Raw genomic sequence first — 17,420 nt, 5'->3', positions numbered from 1 at the left:
TGATTTGGCGTCCTTATCAATGACCGTGAAGCAACTGCGCGCCTTCCTCGCCGTCGCCCAGAGCCTGAGCTTCGCCCAGGCCTGCGAGCGCCTGCACCTGTCGCAACCGGCGCTGAGCCTGGCGATCAAGAGCCTGGAGGAATCCCTGGGTGGTCAGTTGCTGGTGCGCACCACGCGCAGCGTGGCACTCACGCCAGAAGGTGAAACGCTGCTGCCGCTGGCGCGGCGCCTGCTGGCGGACTGGGACAATGCCGAGGAGGTGATGCACCAGCACTTCACCCTGCAACTGGGCAAGGTCTCCATCGCTGCCATGCCCTCCTTCGCCGGCAACCTGCTGCCTGCCGTGCTGCGCACCTTCCGCGATCGCCACCCGAAGGTGAACGTGGCGGTGCACGACGTGATCAACGAGCAGGTGCTGGAGATGGTGCGCAACCGCCGTGTGGAACTGGGCATCGCGCTGGAGCCGGACAGCCTCGACGGGTTGACCTTCACGCCCTTCTACACCGACCGTTTCGTCGCCGTGCTGCCGGCGGATTCGCCGCTGGCTGGCGAGTCGACGATCACCTGGGAGCAGCTTCTGGAGGACCATTTCATCACCCTGCAGCGCCCGTCTGCCGTGCGTCTGCTGCTGGAAGACCAGTTGGCTTCGCGGCACGGCCGGCTGCCGGTGGCGTTCGAAAGCCACCAGTTGGTGACGGTGGGCAGGATGGTCGCCGAAGGGCTGGGTGTCAGTGCGGTGCCACGCCTGTGCCGGCAGCAGATGGAGGAACTGGGGGCACGCTGCGTGGCGCTCGAAGAACCCTGCATCGAGCGTCGCGTCGGGCTGTTCTGCCTGGCGCAGCACCAGCTCTCCAGCGCCGCGCAGGCGCTCAGTGATGTGCTGGTGCAGGGAACGGATTGGGCGGGGATGGAGCGCGAGTGAGATAGGCCACCTCATTCGGGAAGAGCCCCTCACCCCAGCCCTCTCCCAGAGGGAGAGGGAGCTGTCCTCTGCGGCGACCTGCTCTGCCGCTTCTCCTGCAAAGATGCCTGCCGGCTAACACCGCTACGTTCGCAGACACCTGACGGTCCCCTCTCCCTCTGGGAGAGGGTTAGGGTGAGGGAAATCCCTGGCTGCGGGATATCAGAGCTCTCCGCCCATCCGCAAGCTCACTTCCCGCGCCATGTCCAGCAGCGCCCGCGCCGCCTCGCCGTGCGCTTCGGCGGCAAAGCTCGCCTGCGAGCCGACCACGGTAATCACCCCGGCCAGCTCCCGGCCGGTCTTGAACAGCGGCACCGACAGCGCGTTCACCCCCGGCATCAGCAGGCCATGGATCGCATGCAGGCCTTCGCGGCGAATGCTCTCCAGCACAGCCTGGTCAGCGCCCTCCTCCAGCCCGGCCTTGAACGCCGCGAATACCAGCCCGGTGGATGAGCCGTGCAGCGGCAGCACCGAACCCACCTGGGTCACCAGCGTGACCATGCCCTGGGCCGGCTCGACCTGCACCACGGTGGGCCCGTGGCTGCCCCAGATGGCGAGGAAACAGGTCTGCCCCAGTTGGTCGCGCAACGCGACCAGCGCCGGGCTCGCCACCTTCACCACATCCAGCCGGCGGATCGCCGCGAGGCCCACATACAGCGCCTCGCGCCCCAGGCCGTAATGGTTGGTCAGCGGGTCCTGCTCGGCGAAGCCGCTGGCGATCAGCGCCTGCAGATAGCGGTGGACCTTGGCCGCGGGCATATCGAGGTACTCGCCCAGGTGCTTGAGCGAGGTGCTCGGTGCCAGGTCCGCCAGGGCCTTGAGGATCTGCGTGCCGACTTCGGCAGATTGCACCTTTGCACCCTTCGTCGGGGCGGACTCTTCGGCTTCGTTCATGGTCTTCAACTTAAAGGAGCTCCCCTGTGGGCTTGACGGCCCGACAGCATGAAATTACGTTAATCGTAATTCGATTACGATAACAAGAGTAAACCACCATGACCGCCTCCCCTGCCTACCAAACCGGGTTCGGCAACGAATTCGCCAGCGAGGCCCTGCCGGGCGCCCTGCCCGTGGGCATGAACTCGCCGCAGCAGGTGCCGTTCGGCCTTTACGCCGAGCAGTTCTCCGGCACCGCCTTCACCGTCCCGCGCAGCGAGGCCCGACGCACCTGGCTCTACCGCATTCGTCCGTCCGCCGCGCACCCGCGCTTCGAGCGCCTGGAGCGGCAGATCACCGGCACCGCGCTTGGCCCGGTCACGCCCAATCGCCTGCGCTGGAACAGCTTTGAAATCCCGCAGGAGCCTACCGACTTCGTCGACGGCCTGCTATGCATGGCCGCCAACGCCGAGGCAGATGCCTGCAGCGGCGTCAGCCTGTACGCCTACCGCGCCAACCTGTCCATGCGCCGGGTGTTCTTCAACGCCGATGGCGAGCTGCTGATCGTGCCCCAGGCCGGCCGCCTGCGTCTGGTCACCGAGCTGGGCGTGCTCGACGTCGAGCCGCTGGAAATCGCCGTGATCCCCCGCGGCATGCGCTTGCGCGTCGAACTGCTTGAGGCCTCGGCCGCCGGCTATATCGCCGAGAACCACGGCGCCGCGCTGCGCCTGCCCGACCTTGGCCCCATCGGCAGCAACGGCCTGGCCAACCCCCGTGACTTCCTCGCCCCGGTGGCCCATTACGAAGACCTGGAAGGCCCGGTGCAACTGGTGCAGAAGTTCCTCGGCGAACTCTGGGCGACCCAGCTCGACCACTCGCCGCTGGACGTGGTCGCCTGGCATGGCAACAACGTGCCCTACAAGTACGACCTGCGCCGCTTCAACACCCTCGGCACGGTGAGCTACGACCACCCGGACCCGTCGATCTTCACCGTGCTCACCTCGCCCAGCGACACCCACGGCATGGCCAACATGGACTTCGTGATCTTCCCGCCGCGCTGGATGGTGGCCGAGAGCACCTTCCGCCCGCCGTGGTTCCACCGCAACCTGATGAACGAATTCATGGGCCTGATCCAGGGCGTGTACGACGCCAAGGCCGACGGCTTCGTCCCCGGCGGCGCCTCGCTGCACAACTGCATGAGCGCTCACGGCCCGGACAACGCCAGCACCCGGCAGGCCATCGCCGCCGACCTCAAACCACACAAGATCGACCAGACCATGGCCTTCATGTTCGAGACCGCCCGCGTGCTGCGCCCCAGCCGCTTCGCCCTCGACTGCCCGCAGCTGCAACGTGATTACGACAGCTGCTGGAGCGGCATGCAGAAGACCTTCGACCCTTCCCCGGAGCAGTAACATGAGCGTACTTTCCACCGCGCAAAGCTGGATCGAATCGGCCAACGGCCACCCGGACTTCCCCCTGCAGAACCTGCCGCTGGGCGTTTTCAGCCCACCGGGTGACTCGCCCCGTGGCGGCGTCGCCATCGGCGACTACATCTTCGACCTGAAGACCGCCTGTGAAACCGGGCTCTTCCACGGCGCTGCACATCAGGCCGCGCTGGTGGCCAGCGGCGACAGCCTGAACGCCTTCTTCGCCCTCGGCGGTACCGCCCGCCGCACCCTGCGCGAGGCGCTGATCCACCTGCTCAGCGAAGGCAGCGGCGAACAGAAGCGCATGGAGCACCTCGGCGCCGCGCTGCTCAAGCCCCAGGCTGCCTGCCGCATGCACCTGCCGGCCAAGGTCGGCGACTACACCGACTTCTACGTCGGCATCCACCATGCGCAGAACGTCGGCAAGCTGTTCCGCCCGGACAACCCGCTGCTGCCCAACTACAAGTACGTGCCGATCGGTTATCACGGCCGCGCCTCCACCGTCGTGCCCTCCGGCACCGAAGTGCGCCGCCCCAATGGCCAGACCCTGCCCGCCGGCGTGGATGTGCCGGTGTTCGGGCCCTGCGCACGGATGGACCTGGAGCTGGAGCTGGGCATCTGGATCGGCCAGGGCAACGACCAGGGCAAGGCCATCCCGATCAATGCCGCTTCCGGCCATATCGCCGGTTTCTGCCTGCTCAACGACTGGTCCGCGCGTGACGTTCAGGCCTGGGAGTACCAGCCGCTGGGGCCGTTCCTGTCGAAGAGCTTTGCCACCACCGTATCGCCCTGGGTGGTCACCGCCGAGGCGCTGGAACCCTTCCGCGTCGCCCAGCCGGCCCGCCCGGAAGGCGACCCACAGCCGCTGCCGTACCTGTATGACGAAGGCGACCAGCAGCGCGGCGCGCTGGATATTGAACTGGAAGTGCTGCTGCACAGCGCGCGCATGCGCCGCGAGCACCAGCCGGCGGAACGCATCGCGCTGAGCAACACACTGAACATGTACTGGACCGTCGCACAGATGGTCGCGCACCACAGCGTCAACGGCTGCCGCCTGCAACCGGGCGACCTGTTCGGCTCCGGCACGCTCTCCGGTGAAACCGCGGACAGCTTCGGCAGCCTGCTGGAGCTCACCGGCGGCGGCAAGCAGGCGCTGGTGCTGGGCAATGGCGAGGAGCGACGCTTCCTGGAAGATGGCGACGAAATCATCCTGCGCGCGCGCTGCCGCCGAGACGGACATGCATCCATCGGCTTCGGCGAATGCCGCGGGCGGATTTTGCCAGCCCACTAAGGCGATTACCGCGGACCGTAGGGCGCATAACGCGCCAGCGTTATCCGCCGAGGGGCCGGCGGATAACCTGTTCCAGGTTATTCGCCCTACGCCTCATACCGCTCTGCGTAGGATGGCGTGGAGCGCAGCGATACCCATCGATTTGGTGCGCACTCAGCATGGGTATCGCTGCGCTCCACCCATCCTACGAATCGTCATCCCGATCTCCGCTGTGAACTGGCTCTTCGTAGGACCGAGGGGGACGCCTAGTCCTTGCTCGCGAACCGCCCTGCAGCAGTGCCGCCGGTTGATCGCGAGCGAGCTCGCTCCTACAGGTTTGCCACACCTGAATGGCGCGCAAAAAAAAACGGGCCCGAAGGCCCGCTGCTAAACGAGGGTGTTGCTCTCACTATCAATCAGTGCGCGATGCACACCGACTTGATCTCGGTATAGGCCTCGACCACCGCGCGGCCGAACTCGCGGCCCATGCCCGACTGCTTGACGCCGCCGAAGGGCATGCTCGGGTCGAGCAGCACGTGGGCGTTGACCCACACAGTGCCGGACTCGATGCGCGGCACCAGGTTCATAGCCTTGCTCAGGTCGTTGGTCCACAGGCTCGCGCCCAGGCCGTATTCGCTGTCGTTGGCCATCTCGATGGCCTGCTCTTCATCGTCGAACGGCAGCACCGCCAGAACGGGACCGAAGACTTCGTCACGGGCCACGGCCATCTGCATGGTCACATCCGCCAGCACGGTGGGCTGCACGTAGAAGCCATTGCCAGCGATCTGCTCACCGCCACAGACGATGCGCGCACCCTGCTCGCCGGCGCGGGCAATGTGCTCCAGCACGCTGCGCTGCTGCTTGGCAGACACCAGCGGGTTGATCTGCGCGGACGGGTCCATGCCCTCGCCCAGGCTCATGCCGGCGACGGCAGCAGCCAGCTTTTCGACGAACTCGTCGTAGCGCGAGCGATGTACGTAGAAGCGCGAAGCCGCAGCGCAGACCTGGCCGTTGTTCAGCAGGCCGCCCAGCAGCGCACCCTGCACGGCGTTGTCGATGTTGGCGTCGGCGAGGACGATCATCGGGTTCTTGCCGCCCAGTTCCAGGGCGAAGCGGGTCATGTTCTGCACGGCGGCCAGGCCGACGCTGCGACCCACCGCGGTGGAACCGGTGAAGGACACCTTGTTCACCAGCTTGTGGCTGGCCAGGCCGCCACCGATACGCGGGCCGTCGCCGGTCACCAGGTTGAACACACCAGCCGGCACCCCGGCTTCGAAGGCCAGTTCAGCCAGGCGCAGGGCGGTCAGCGGGGTTTCCGAGGCGGGCTTGATCACCACGCTGTTACCGGTGGCCAGTGCCGGGATCAACTTCCACACGGCGATCATCAGCGGGAAGTTCCACGGCACGATGCCAGCCACCACGCCCACCGGCTCGCGGCGGGTGTAGGCGGTGAACTTGGCGCCGGGCGGCAGCGGAATGGAGACGTTCAGCGTCTGGCCTTCGATCTTGGTCGCCCAGCCGGCCATGTAGCGCATGAACTCGACGGTGGCGCCCACGTCCAGCATGCGCGCGATGTTGATCGACTTACCCTGGCTGAGGGTTTCCAGCTGGGCCAATTCTTCACCGTTGGCTTCCACCAGGTCGGCGAAGCGCAGCAGGATGCGTTCGCGGTCCGCCGGGCGCAGGTCCGCCCAGACGCGGGACTTGAACGAAGCCTGGGCGGATTTCACCGCGCGGTCGAGCAGGTCGGTGTCAATGTCGGCAACGCTGGAAATAGCCTCGCCGGTGGCCGGGTTGAGCACGTCGGTACGCGCGCCCTCGGGCACCACCCAGGCGCCGTCGATGAAGCAGCCATGCTTGCGCTGCAGGAAGGCCGTGACCTTGGGCAGAGTCTGTGTGACGTTCATGGTCTCTCCTGGAATATCAGTGCTGCTGGCTCAGCCAGCAGGTGAGCGCCCGCCGCTCGGCCGCGTCGGCCAGGCCTGCGAAGGGCATGTAGGTTCCCGGCACGGCGGCCTGGGGCTGGCTGACGAAGGCGTCGAGGTTGTCGCGCGACCAGGCCGCGCCCTTGCCTTTCATCGCCTGGGAATAGCTGAAGCCGGCGAGCGAGCCGGCCATGCGGCCGACCACGCCATTCAGGTTGGGGCCCATCATGCCGGGGCCGTCGGCCTTGGCGGTGTGGCAGATCGAGCAGTCGCGGGCGAAGACGGTTTCGCCTTTCTGCGTATCGTTCGCCGGGCAGTCCCCGGCGAACGCCAGGACCGGTTGCAGCAGCGCGCCGGCCAGCAGCAGGCCGAGGGCACCGAATCGGAGCTTGTTGCGGGACATCGGGAAATCACCTTCGAGTACAGCTTGCGGCCGGATGGCGCGCGTCATCGACGGTGATTGTTGCCAGCGGCGCAGAGGCGGGTCTTTTCCTCTGTGCCAGACGTGTTGGCGGGAGTGCCAAGGTGGCGCTCAGGTGACCACGGTCATGGCGGGAAAGCGTTCGCGAGCAAGCTCGCTCCTACGTTCCCCGGATAGGCCACAGCCGCTCTTCGTAGGACCGAGGGGGACGCCCAGTCATTGCTCGCGAACCCGGCTGGCGTATGAGCCGGATGCAGGCAGCATGGGTATCGCTGCGCTCCACCCATCCTACAAAGGAGTCAGTCGGGAGCTGCGAGCCTCAACGTAGGATGGCGTGGAGCGTAGCGATACCCATCAATAGGCGGCACAAGGCCGCCGGGTATCGCCGTCCTCCGCCAGAATCAATTCGCGTAACGCTTGCGATACTCGCCCGGCGACACACCAAAGCGACCCTTGAACGCCGTGGAAAAGTAGCTCGAATCGGAGAAGCCCCAGGCATAGCCCAGCGCCGACAGTTTCTGCTCGAACTGGGCGTTGCGCAGGGTTTCGGCGCAGAAGTCCAGGCGGCGGTTCTTGATGTACTGCGCCACCACCAGGCCCTTCTTGGCGAACATGCGGTACAGGCCGCGCACCGAGATGCCCACTTCACGGGCGATCAGCTCGGGGCAGAGTTCCTCGGCGCCGATGTGCTGGTCGATGAAGGCGGTGGCCTTGCGGAACATGCGCTCGTGGTTGTCCTGCTCGGCGTCATGGCTGGCCAGCGCCGGGCGCAGCAGCGTCACCAGGGCGTCCAGGGTCGCTTCGCTTTCCAGCATGCCGAGGCTTTCCTGCTGGCTGGTCTCGACGATCAGTCGATTGGCGAGCACGGCGATCGGCGAACTGGCGGGGATCTTCGAGGCGCAGGTGACTTCGGACATGCGCAGGCCGCGCTCGATCACCTGGCGCGGCAGGATCAGCGAGAGCTGCCGGGACTCCTCCAGGTAGGTCATGTCGCTGGGCCGGCTGGCGTCGATCAGGCTGATGTCGCCACGCGACAGCTCCACGCGGTTGTCGCCCTGCTCCAGGCGCGAACGCCCTTCCAGCTGGAACACCGCATAGTAGTGGCCGCCCGCGCTGGAGCCGACCTCCTTGCTGGTCCGGTACAGGTGCACCTGGGCCATGTCGACCACGGAAAGCTTGATCGCCCCGCCCTGGTACTCGCGCAACCGTCCATGGAACTGGGGGCCGAGGGTGCGCGCATCGAAACGACCGCACGCCCGGTTGACCTGTCCCAGCCACGCCTCGAAAGCGTCATCCCTCAATGTCGATGAAGAATTCATGACCTGCAAAGCCTCACACGCATTGTTTGTTGTTATTCAGCGAAGGCCTCACGGGCCTGTCGTCATTGTCCGTCGCCGGTCTTCTCGGGAAGACTCTGCGTCGGTGTCCCCGTCCTGCAACCGCAGCGTTGCAGAGCGGGAGGCATTTTTCACGCCAACTCCTGTCAGTTCAATCCGCCGAAACGCTTGTAGAAGCTCTCGCCGACATCCGGTAGCGGACCGTCTGCGGTCTCCAGGTTGCGGTTCAGCCAGTCCTCGGCCTTGGCGTGGATCAGTCGATAGATGTTGCGGCACAGCTGTCGCGCAGCGCGGCCTTCCCAGTCACCCGGCAGCAGTTCGTCGGGCAGTTGTGGGTCGCGCAGCAGCAGCCGGCGGTATTCGTGGATCAAAAGGGTGCGTGCCAGGAAGCAGTCTTCCGGGCGCAGCTGGTCCTGCTCGCGCAGTGCCTGCCAGAGCGGGCGGAACAGCTGGATGAATTCGCTGTAGTGCTCGCCGAGTTCGTCGATCTTCCAGCTCTCGCGCACCTGCATGCGCATGGCGCGGGAAGCCAGCACGTCCTGGGCGCGGGTTTCGAAGACGATGCAATCGTCGGCGACTTCGAGGTCCTGCAGGGTCGCCATGACGTCGCTGCGGTCGGCGCGCGGGCAGGCCATGACGGTCGGCGAAATCGCGCCGAAGCCCTGCCACTCCAGCTCCTCGCGGACCTGCTTGCGCTTGTCGGCAGCGATCTGCGAGAGCATTACCAGGGTCCAGGAGCCGTCCCAGGCCGGCAGGCTGGAGCTGTAGACGCGCTTGAAAGCCTTTTCGAAGCGCCGCCGGCCGGTGCCGGTCAGGCTGTAGTAACTGCGCCGGCCGACCTTCTCGGCGGTCAGCCAGTCTTCCTTGGTCAGGCGGAAGATCGAGGTGCGGATCAGCCGCTCGTTGATGCCGAACGGTTCCAGCAGATTGATCAGGCTACCCAGCCAGACGGTACCGCCATGGGGTTCGATGGCATCGCCGTAAAGGGTGATGATCAGCGAACTGGCGCGGATCGGCGTCTGTTCCTGGAAGCGATTGATCAGCTGATTCAGCGGTGCTAGAGCGGTCATGGCACGTTGCGCAGGCGAAGGAGCGGCGACTATACCTGCCCGCCGCACCGCCTGGCCATTGGAGCGAACCCCAGTACTCATGCGCCCTTCCCTGACTCGACCGCTACCTTGGGCCGGAAACCGGAATCGCCCAGGCGCGGACGTTCTTCTTCTACCTCCGCCAGCGGCTGACATTCCACCAGGCTTTCGATGCAGCGCTTGGCCAGCGCCTGGTATTCCTCGGTTCCCCGGCGCTTCCAGGCGATCTCTTCGTCGCTGAGGCTGCGCTTGACGCTGGCCGGCGCGCCCATCACCAGGCTTTGCGGAGCGCACTCGAACTTGGCCTTGACGAAGGCGGCGGCTGAAACGATGGAGCGAGCACCGATCCGGGCGTAATCCATCACCACGGCATTCATGCCCACCAGGGCGTCCTCGCCGATCCGGCAGCCGTGCAAAACGGCGCCGTGGCCAATGTGGCCGTTGCGTTCGACGACGGTGTCGCTGTCCGGGAACCCGTGCATGACGCAGGTGTCCTGAAGGTTCGCCCCCTCTTCGAGGACGATCCGCCCGAAATCACCGCGCAGCGCCGCCAACGGGCCGACGTAACAGCCGGGGCCGACGATGACGTCGCCGATCAGCACGGCGGTAGGATGGACATAGGCGGTCGGGTGTACGACGGGGCGCACGCCTTCGAGGCTGTAGCAAGGCATCGGGTTCTCCAGCTTTGCGGCATCACTGCGCAAAGCGATTTGTTCTTTTGCAAATCTTGTATCACATCAAACCAAACCGACCAATCTAAATCTGTCGTATCGCTTTTGAGGAGGATCGAAAGCCACTCAAAAACCCTTGATAAACCAGCAAATACGCCGGATACGTGTTTGCAGAAGACCAGCAGTATCATCTGCCCATTGGCAACGGCAGAAACATTTTAGACACGCGATACAACTTTCGTAGTTGTTTTTCTGTATCGCTTTAGGCCTATACTGCGGAAAGGCCGGAGACGGGCAACGCCTGCCTCCCATAATTCCAATACCAGCCGGCCACGAAGCCGTGCGTGCAGCCTGAGGACGATGTCATGCCTCGCACCCTTGCCGTTCAGATGCCTGAAGCGGGCGTTCGCCTGATCACCCTGCAGCGCCCCGAAGCGCTGAACGCCTTGAACACCGAACTGCTCGGTGAACTGGCCGTCGAACTCGACGCCGCCGAGCAGGACAGCGAAACCCGCGCCGTGGTGCTCACCGGCAGCCGCAAGGCCTTTGCCGCCGGCGCCGACATCAGGGAGATGGCCGAGCGCGACCTGGTCGGCATCCTCAACGACCCCCGCGTCGGCTACTGGCAGCGCATCGCCGCCTTCTCCAAACCGCTGATCGCTGCCGTCAACGGCTTCGCCCTGGGCGGCGGCTGCGAGCTGGCCATGCACGCCGACATCCTGATTGCTGGCGAAGACGCCCGCTTCGGCCAGCCGGAAATCAACCTCGGCATCATGCCCGGCGCCGGCGGCACCCAGCGCCTGCTGCGCGCCGTGGGCAAGCCGCTGGCCATGCAGATGGTCCTCACCGGTGAAGCCATCGACGCGCGCCACGCCCAACGCGCCGGCCTGGTCAGCGAAGTCACCCAACCCGAATTCACCGTCGAGCGCGCCCTGCAGATCGCCAAGCTCATCGCTGCCAAGGCGCCGCTTGCCGTGCGCCTGGCCAAGGAAGCGCTGCTCAAGGCGCAGGACACCGATCTTGCCACCGGCCTGCGCTTCGAACGCCACGCCTTCACCCTGCTGGCCGGCACCGCCGACCGCGACGAAGGCATCCGTGCCTTCCAGGAAAAGCGCAAGCCAGCCTTCCTTGGCCAATAGAACCAGGACCGCTGAGCGCACCCCCCTTTCTTTTCTGGCAAAAGCCTGCGTATTGACGGAGCGAGCCCGCCCATGAACTTCGAGCACATCCTGTTTTCCATCGAGGACGGCGTCGCCCTCCTCAGCCTGAACCGCCCGGAGCAACTGAACAGCTTCAACGCCGCCATGCACGGCGAAGTGCGTGAGGCGCTCAAGCAGGTCCGGCAGAACCCGGAAGCCCGCGTGCTGCTGCTGACCGGCGAAGGCCGCGGCTTCTGCGCCGGCCAGGACCTGTCCGACCGCAACGTCGCACCCGGCGCGGAAGCGCCTGACCTGGGCCAGTCCATCGAGCAGTTCTACAACCCGCTGATCCGCACCCTGCGCGACCTGCCGCTGCCGGTCATCTGCGCGGTGAACGGCGTGGCCGCAGGCGCTGGCGCGAACATCCCGCTGGCCTGCGACCTGGTGCTGGCGGCGCGTTCGGCCAGCTTTATCCAGGCCTTCTGCAAGATCGGCCTGATCCCCGATTCCGGCGGCACCTGGACGCTGCCGCGCCTGGTCGGCATGGCCCGCGCCAAGGCCCTTGCGCTGCTGGGCAATCGCCTGAGCGCCGAGCAGGCCGAGCAGTGGGGGCTGATCTACCAGGTGGTGGACGACGCCAACCTGCGCGAGGAAGCCCTCAAGCTCGCCCGCCATCTGGCCACCCAGCCGACCTATGGCCTGGCGCTGATCAAGCGCAGCCTCAACGCCAGCCTGAACAACGGCTTCGACGAGCAGCTGGAGCTGGAGCGCGATCTGCAGCGCCTGGCCGGGCGCAGCGAGGACTACCGCGAGGGCGTGGCCGCCTTCATGGACAAACGCACCCCCAGCTTCAAGGGCCGCTGATCGATGAGCGCACTTTCGAAAGACGCAAAAGTCGCGGTGATCGGCGCCGGCGCCATGGGCGCGGGTATCGCTCAGGTTGCCGCCCAGGCCGGTCATCCGGTGAAGCTTTATGACAACCGCCCCGGCGCCGCCGCCCAGGCCATCGACGGCATTGACCGCCAGCTCGGCCGGCTGGTGGAGAAAGGCAAGCTCGGCGCCGAGGAGCGCAACGCCATCGTCGCCCGCCTGCAGCCGGTGGAAGCCATCGAGGCGCTGGCAGACTCGAAGCTGGTGATCGAAGCCATCGTCGAGAACCTGGAGGTCAAGCGCGGCCTATTCCAGCAGTTGGAAGCGCTGTGCGCAGAAGACTGCATCCTCGCCAGCAACACCTCGTCGCTGTCCATCACCAGCCTCGCCGCCGGCCTCAAACGCCCGCAGCAGGTGGTCGGCATGCACTTCTTCAACCCGGCGCCGCTGATGGCGCTGGTGGAAGTCGTCTCCGGCCTTGCCACCGATCCCGCACTGGCCGACCGCCTGTATGCCACCTCGCTGGCCTGGGGCAAGAAACCGGTGCACGCCAGGTCGACCCCCGGCTTCATCGTCAACCGCGTGGCGCGCCCGTTCTACGCCGAAAGCCTGCGCCTGCTGCAGGAAGGCGCCGCCGACTGCGCGACGCTGGATGCGCTGATGCGCGATGCCGGCGGCTTCCGCATGGGCGCCTTCGAGCTGACCGACCTGATCGGCCACGACGTCAACTACGCCGTCACCTGCTCGGTTTTCGCCGCCTACTACGGCGACTTCCGCTTCCAACCCTCGCTGATCCAGAAGGAGCTGGTGGACGCCGGCCGCCTCGGCCGCAAAAGCGGTCGCGGCTTCTATGACTACGCCGAAGGTGCCGAGCGCCCGCAGCCAGCCAGCCTGAGCAGTGCCGCGCATGTCAGCGCCTGCGTGCTGGAGGGCGACCTGGGCGTCGCCCAGCCGCTGGTGCAGCGCCTGAAAGACGCGGGCATCGAGATCCTCCAGCGCGCCGGCAATGGCCTGCTGCGTGTCGGTGATGCAGTGATCGCGCTGTCCGATGGTCGCCTCGCCAGCCAGCGCGCCAGGCAGGACGGCCTGCGCAATCTGGTGCTGATCGACCTCGCGCTGGATTACGCCAAGGCCTCGCGCCTGGGCATTGCCTGCTCGGCAGATACCACACCCGAAGCACTGGAGCAGGTCGTCGCCCTGCTGGCCAAGGCCGGCATCGCCACCAGCCGCCTGAGTGACACACCCGGTCTCGCCGTGCTGCGCACCGTGGCGATGCTCGCCAACGAAGGCGCCGACGCCGTGCTGCAAGGCGTCGGCAGCGCCGCTGACATCGACCTCGCCATGCGCGCCGGGGTGAACTACCTGCAGGGCCCGCTGGCCTGGGCCGGGCAGATCGGCATCGGCAACGTGCTGCGCGTGCTCGACAACCTGCAGGCCGCCTACGGCGAGGACCGCTATCGCCCGTCCCTGCTGCTGCGCCGCCTGCATGCCGAGGGGAGAACCTTTCATGACTGACGCCACCCGTCTGGCCCGCGACTGCGCCGAAGCCATGTACGAGCGCGACCAGGCCACCCGCCGCATGGGCATCCAGCTGCTGGATGCAGGCCCGGGAAGCGCCAAGCTGTCGATGCGCGTGCGCGAAGACATGATCCAGGGCCACGGCACCTGCCACGGCGGCTACCTGTTCGCCCTGGCCGACTCGGCGTTCGCCTTCGCCTGCAACAGCTACAACGACGCCACCGTCGCCATCGGCTGCAGCATCGATTACGTGGCGCCAGCCCGTGAAGGCGACGAGCTGATCGCCAGCGCCTGCGAGCAGAGCCGCAGCGGCCGCACCGGTAACTACGACGTGCGCATCGAGAATTCCCAGGGCCAACTGATCGCCCTGTTCCATGGCAAATCCTACAAAGTGCGCGGCACCGTGCTGGCGCAGGAGACCTCCGCATGACAGACCTCACTGACGCCCTGATCATCGACGCCGTGCGCACGCCGATTGGCCGCTACGCCGGCGCCCTGTCCGGCGTGCGCGCCGACGACCTGGCGGCGATTCCGATGAAGGCCCTGCTGCAGCGCCACCCGGAGCTGGACTGGAGCGCCATCGACGACGTGATCTTCGGCTGCGCCAACCAGGCCGGCGAGGACAACCGCAACGTCGCCCATATGGCCTCGCTACTGGCTGGCCTGCCGGTCACCGTGCCCGGCACCACGCTCAACCGCCTGTGCGGCTCCGGCCTTGACGCCGTGGGCAGCGCTGCGCGCGCCCTGCGCTGCGGCGAGGCCGGGCTGATGCTCGCCGGCGGCGTGGAATCCATGTCCCGCGCACCGTTCGTGATGGGCAAGTCCGAGCAGGCCTTCGGCCGCACTGCGGAAATCTTTGACACCACCATCGGCTGGCGCTTCGTCAACAAGCTGATGAAAAAGCAGTTCGGCATCGACTCCATGCCGGAAACCGCCGAGAACGTCGCCGAGCAGTTCAACATCAGCCGCGAAGACCAGGATGCCTTCGCCCTGCGCAGCCAGCACAAGGCCGCCGCCGCCCAGGCCAACGGCCGCCTGGCGAAGGAAATCGTCCCGGTGGAGATTCCCCAGCGCAAAGGCCCGGCCAAGGTGGTCGAGCAGGACGAACACCCGCGCGGCGATACCACCCTGGAGCAACTGGCCAAGCTCGGCACGCCGTTCCGCGAAGACGGCAGCGTCACTGCCGGCAACGCCTCGGGCGTCAACGACGGTGCCTGTGCACTGCTGATGGCCTCCCCGGCCGCCGCCGCGCGTCACGGCCTGAAGGCCCGCGCCCGGGTGGTCGCCATGGCTACCGCTGGTGTCGAGCCGCGGATCATGGGCATCGGCCCGGTGCCGGCGACCCGCAAGGTGCTGGAGCTGGCCGGCCTGTCGCTGAACGACATGGACGTGATCGAACTCAACGAAGCCTTCGCCGCCCAGGGCCTTGCCGTGCTGCGCGAGCTGGGCCTGAAGGATGACGACGCACGGGTGAACCCCAACGGTGGCGCCATCGCCCTCGGCCATCCGCTGGGCATGAGCGGTGCACGCCTGGTCACCACCGCCCTGCATGAACTGGAGGAACGCGGTGGCCGCTACGCCCTGTGCACCATGTGCATCGGTGTCGGCCAGGGCATCGCCCTGATCATCGAACGAATCTGATCCACAGGGAGCTTCGGACCCCGCACCGCCAGTCGCCAAGTGCACCGGCTGGCAGACAGAGCAACGTCTCTGGCAGGGGTTCGAATCCTTCCGCGAACGGGGGCGTTATGCTGCTCCCATGACACTCGCAGCCCGCTTACGGGCTGGCGTACAAGAACAAATCGAGTGAACCCATGAACATGTACCATGATGCCGAACGTGCCCTGCTTGACCCGATGGAGACCGCCAGTGTCGATGAGCTGCGCCAGCACCAGCTGGAGCGCCTGCGCTGGAGCCTCAAGCACGCCCACGACAACGTCCCGCTGTACCAGAAGCGCTTCGCCGAAGCTGGCGTGCACCCGGACGACCTGACCTCCCTGGACGATCTCGCCAGGTTTCCCTTCACCGGCAAGAACGACCTGCGCGACAACTACCCCTACGGCATGTTCGCCGTGCCGCAGAACGAGATCGTGCGCCTGCACGCCTCCAGCGGCACCACCGGCAAACCCACCGTGGTCGGCTACACGCAGAACGATATCGACACCTGGGCCAACGTGGTCGCGCGCTCCATCCGCGCCGCCGGCGGCCGCAAGGGTGACAAGGTGCATGTGTCCTACGGCTACGGCCTGTTCACTGGCGGCCTGGGTGCGCACTACGGCGCCGAGCGCCTGGGCTGCACCGTGATCCCGATGTCCGGCGGCCAGACCGAGAAGCAGGTCCAGCTGATCCGCGACTTCCAGCCGGACATCATCATGGTCACCCCGTCCTACATGCTCAACATCGCCGACGAGATCGAGCGCCAGGGCGTCGACCCGCACAGCCTCAAGCTGCGCCTGGGCATCTTCGGCGCCGAGCCGTGGACCGCCGAACTGCGCCGCGCCGTGGAAGAACGCATGGGCATCACCGCCCTGGACATCTACGGCCTTTCGGAAATCATGGGCCCGGGCGTGGCCATGGAATGCGCCGAGACCAAGGACGGCCCGACCGTCTGGGAAGACCACTTCTACCCCGAGATCATCGACCCGGTGACTGGCGCGGTATTGCCGGACGGCCAGTACGGCGAGCTGGTGTTCACCTCGCTGTCGAAGGAAGCCCTGCCGATGATCCGCTACCGCACCCGCGACCTGACGCGCCTGCTGCCGGGCACCGCACGGCCGATGCGGCGCATCGACAAGATCACCGGGCGCAGCGACGACATGCTGATCATCCGTGGCGTCAACGTCTTCCCGACCCAGGTCGAGGAGCAGGTGCTGAAGATCAAGCAGCTCGCCGAGTGCTACGAGATCCACCTGCACCGCAACGGCAACCTCGACTGCATCGACGTCCACGTCGAACTGCGCCACGACCAGCAGGGCCTGTCGGCGGACGAACAGAAGTCCATCGGTAGCGAGCTGGGCAAACAGATCAAGACCCACATCGGCGTCAGCGCCCGCGTGCTGGTGCAGCCGAGCCACAGCCTCAAGCGTTCGGAAGGCAAGGCCTGCCACGTGTATGACAATCGGCCCAAGGGCTGATTGGCCGGCGTGACTGAAAGCCCCGCTTCGGCGGGGCTTTTTATCTTCCGAAGGAGTGATTTAGAACCTCGGCGCGCGCAATCACCCCTCACCCCAACCCTCTCCCAGAGGGAGAGGGAGTAGTTCGCAGATGCCGGCCGGCTCAGTATTCCTCTTCACGCCGAACGGTCCCCTCTCCCTCTGGGAGAGGGTTAGGGAACGCCCTAGCCCACCGTTCCCGCAACACGACAACCATCCGTCGCCCACCCGCCATCCCTGTCGATCTATCTGCCCCTCCTTCGACTATTCCTCAAAGGCAGGCGGCATCCGGCCGCCTACCCAGTCGCAGGAGAAGAGCGATGACCTATGTCGATGGTTTCCTCGTACCGGTGCCCACCGCCAGCCGTGAGCGCTACATCGAAGTGGCGCGTAAGGCGGCGGCGCTGTTCAGGGAGCATGGCGCACTGAGCGTGGTCGAGTGCTGGGGCGATGACGTGCCCGAGGGCAAGGTGACCTCCTTCCCCATGGCGGTGAAGCGCAAGGAGGACGAAACCGTGGTGTTCTCCTGGATCACCTGGCCCAGCAAGCAGGCGCGGGACGAAGGCATGAAGAAGTTCATGGAGGACGCGCGGATGAAGACCGACTTCAACGACATGCCCTTCGACGGGCAACGCATGATCTTTGGCGGCTTCCAGGTGATCGTCCAGGCCTGATCCCCGTGGCTTTACTGTAGGAGCGAGCTTGCTCGCGAACCGCTCGACGCCTGGTCATCGGCAAGCATGGTTCGCGAGCAAGCTCGCTCCTACA

Annotated in this window: 16 protein-coding genes; 10 read left to right on the top strand and 6 right to left on the bottom strand. The window is 66.2% G+C overall.

Annotated features, from left to right (window positions below; translation table 11 throughout):
* The first annotated feature begins 19 nt into the window (after nt 1-19).
* The gene (locus tag L6D89_RS30580) at nt 20-922 is read left to right on the top strand and encodes a LysR family transcriptional regulator (protein WP_236174899.1); all 903 of its coding nucleotides are present in this window, start codon (nt 20-22) and stop codon (nt 920-922) included.
* Nucleotides 923-1,123: 201 nt separating this feature from the next.
* Here L6D89_RS30580 and L6D89_RS30575 read toward each other — a convergent pair whose 3' ends face one another.
* Entirely contained in the window at nt 1,124-1,855 is a 732-nt protein-coding gene (locus tag L6D89_RS30575) for an IclR family transcriptional regulator (protein ID WP_236202142.1), read from the bottom strand.
* Nucleotides 1,856-1,953: 98 nt separating this feature from the next.
* Here L6D89_RS30575 and hmgA point away from each other — a divergent pair, with 98 nt between their 5' ends.
* Both hmgA and fahA read left to right on the top strand, forming a co-directional pair.
* Nucleotides 1,954-3,246, top strand: coding sequence for a homogentisate 1,2-dioxygenase (hmgA, locus tag L6D89_RS30570; RefSeq protein WP_236202141.1), 1,293 nt, complete (start codon nt 1,954-1,956; stop codon nt 3,244-3,246).
* A gap of 1 nt (nt 3,247) precedes the next feature.
* Nucleotides 3,248-4,552, top strand: a complete 1,305-nt coding sequence (gene fahA, locus L6D89_RS30565; protein WP_236202140.1) for a fumarylacetoacetase — start codon at nt 3,248-3,250, stop codon at nt 4,550-4,552.
* 395 nt (nt 4,553-4,947) lie between these two features.
* Here fahA and L6D89_RS30560 read toward each other — a convergent pair whose 3' ends face one another.
* The 5 genes from L6D89_RS30560 to paaY form a co-directional block, all read right to left on the bottom strand.
* Nucleotides 4,948-6,438 (bottom strand): aldehyde dehydrogenase family protein, encoded by a 1,491-nt coding sequence (locus L6D89_RS30560; protein WP_236202139.1) that lies wholly within the window; start codon nt 6,436-6,438, stop codon nt 4,948-4,950.
* Nucleotides 6,439-6,454: 16 nt separating this feature from the next.
* Nucleotides 6,455-6,859, bottom strand: coding sequence for a c-type cytochrome (locus L6D89_RS30555; protein WP_236202138.1), 405 nt, complete (start codon nt 6,857-6,859; stop codon nt 6,455-6,457).
* 419 nt (nt 6,860-7,278) lie between these two features.
* Nucleotides 7,279-8,196 (bottom strand): transcriptional regulator FeaR, encoded by a 918-nt coding sequence (gene feaR, locus L6D89_RS30550; protein ID WP_054907012.1) that lies wholly within the window; start codon nt 8,194-8,196, stop codon nt 7,279-7,281.
* 164 nt (nt 8,197-8,360) lie between these two features.
* The gene (gene paaX / locus L6D89_RS30545; RefSeq protein WP_054907013.1) at nt 8,361-9,284 is read right to left on the bottom strand and encodes a phenylacetic acid degradation operon negative regulatory protein PaaX; all 924 of its coding nucleotides are present in this window, start codon (nt 9,282-9,284) and stop codon (nt 8,361-8,363) included.
* A 77-nt stretch (nt 9,285-9,361) separates the two neighbouring features.
* Complete coding sequence (gene paaY, locus L6D89_RS30540; RefSeq protein WP_236202137.1) at nt 9,362-9,973, bottom strand: phenylacetic acid degradation protein PaaY; 612 nt, start codon at nt 9,971-9,973, stop codon at nt 9,362-9,364.
* Between the two features lie 365 nt (nt 9,974-10,338).
* Here paaY and paaF point away from each other — a divergent pair, with 365 nt between their 5' ends.
* From paaF to L6D89_RS30505, 7 genes are all read left to right on the top strand, one after another.
* Nucleotides 10,339-11,112 (top strand): 2,3-dehydroadipyl-CoA hydratase PaaF, encoded by a 774-nt coding sequence (gene paaF / locus L6D89_RS30535; RefSeq protein ID WP_236202136.1) that lies wholly within the window; start codon nt 10,339-10,341, stop codon nt 11,110-11,112.
* Between the two features lie 72 nt (nt 11,113-11,184).
* Nucleotides 11,185-11,976 (top strand): 2-(1,2-epoxy-1,2-dihydrophenyl)acetyl-CoA isomerase PaaG, encoded by a 792-nt coding sequence (paaG, locus tag L6D89_RS30530; protein WP_236202135.1) that lies wholly within the window; start codon nt 11,185-11,187, stop codon nt 11,974-11,976.
* 3 nt (nt 11,977-11,979) lie between these two features.
* Nucleotides 11,980-13,497 carry a 3-hydroxyacyl-CoA dehydrogenase PaaH gene (gene paaH / locus L6D89_RS30525; RefSeq protein WP_236202134.1) on the top strand — a complete coding sequence of 506 codons (1,518 nt, stop codon included), beginning with the start codon at nt 11,980-11,982 and terminating at the stop codon, nt 13,495-13,497.
* On the top strand, nt 13,490-13,930 hold the full coding sequence (gene paaI, locus L6D89_RS30520) for a hydroxyphenylacetyl-CoA thioesterase PaaI (protein ID WP_236174889.1): 441 nt from the start codon (nt 13,490-13,492) through the stop codon (nt 13,928-13,930). Before paaH ends, paaI begins: the two co-directional genes overlap by 8 nt.
* A complete protein-coding gene (pcaF, locus tag L6D89_RS30515) occupies nt 13,927-15,141 on the top strand; it encodes a 3-oxoadipyl-CoA thiolase (protein WP_236202133.1) in 1,215 nt (404 codons plus the stop codon). The genes paaI and pcaF overlap by 4 nt, the downstream gene beginning before the upstream one ends.
* 173 nt (nt 15,142-15,314) lie before the next feature.
* A complete protein-coding gene (gene paaK, locus L6D89_RS30510; protein ID WP_236174887.1) occupies nt 15,315-16,634 on the top strand; it encodes a phenylacetate--CoA ligase PaaK in 1,320 nt (439 codons plus the stop codon).
* A 338-nt stretch (nt 16,635-16,972) separates the two neighbouring features.
* Entirely contained in the window at nt 16,973-17,326 is a 354-nt protein-coding gene (locus L6D89_RS30505; RefSeq protein WP_236174886.1) for a DUF1428 domain-containing protein, read from the top strand.
* Nucleotides 17,327-17,420 lie beyond the last annotated feature (94 nt).

Origin of the sequence: Pseudomonas pseudonitroreducens (genome assembly GCF_021603645.1) — a bacterium.
Lineage (GTDB): Bacteria > Pseudomonadota > Gammaproteobacteria > Pseudomonadales > Pseudomonadaceae > Pseudomonas > Pseudomonas pseudonitroreducens.
This window is presented reverse-complemented; position numbering and strand designations above follow the sequence as displayed.

Coding starts and splice junctions, on each gene's coding strand:
- paaH (WP_236202134.1), top strand. CDS start 11,980: ATGAGCGCACTTTCGAAAGACGCAAAAGTCGCGGTGATCGGCGCCGGC.
- fahA (WP_236202140.1), top strand. CDS start 3,248: ATGAGCGTACTTTCCACCGCGCAAAGCTGGATCGAATCGGCCAACGGC.
- paaK (WP_236174887.1), top strand. CDS start 15,315: ATGAACATGTACCATGATGCCGAACGTGCCCTGCTTGACCCGATGGAG.
- paaI (WP_236174889.1), top strand. CDS start 13,490: ATGACTGACGCCACCCGTCTGGCCCGCGACTGCGCCGAAGCCATGTAC.
- pcaF (WP_236202133.1), top strand. CDS start 13,927: ATGACAGACCTCACTGACGCCCTGATCATCGACGCCGTGCGCACGCCG.
- L6D89_RS30575 (WP_236202142.1), bottom strand. CDS start 1,855: ATGAACGAAGCCGAAGAGTCCGCCCCGACGAAGGGTGCAAAGGTGCAA.
- L6D89_RS30580 (WP_236174899.1), top strand. CDS start 20: ATGACCGTGAAGCAACTGCGCGCCTTCCTCGCCGTCGCCCAGAGCCTG.
- paaG (WP_236202135.1), top strand. CDS start 11,185: ATGAACTTCGAGCACATCCTGTTTTCCATCGAGGACGGCGTCGCCCTC.
- L6D89_RS30505 (WP_236174886.1), top strand. CDS start 16,973: ATGACCTATGTCGATGGTTTCCTCGTACCGGTGCCCACCGCCAGCCGT.
- L6D89_RS30555 (WP_236202138.1), bottom strand. CDS start 6,859: ATGTCCCGCAACAAGCTCCGATTCGGTGCCCTCGGCCTGCTGCTGGCC.
- paaY (WP_236202137.1), bottom strand. CDS start 9,973: ATGCCTTGCTACAGCCTCGAAGGCGTGCGCCCCGTCGTACACCCGACC.
- hmgA (WP_236202141.1), top strand. CDS start 1,954: ATGACCGCCTCCCCTGCCTACCAAACCGGGTTCGGCAACGAATTCGCC.
- L6D89_RS30560 (WP_236202139.1), bottom strand. CDS start 6,438: ATGAACGTCACACAGACTCTGCCCAAGGTCACGGCCTTCCTGCAGCGC.
- paaX (WP_054907013.1), bottom strand. CDS start 9,284: ATGACCGCTCTAGCACCGCTGAATCAGCTGATCAATCGCTTCCAGGAA.
- feaR (WP_054907012.1), bottom strand. CDS start 8,196: ATGAATTCTTCATCGACATTGAGGGATGACGCTTTCGAGGCGTGGCTG.
- paaF (WP_236202136.1), top strand. CDS start 10,339: ATGCCTCGCACCCTTGCCGTTCAGATGCCTGAAGCGGGCGTTCGCCTG.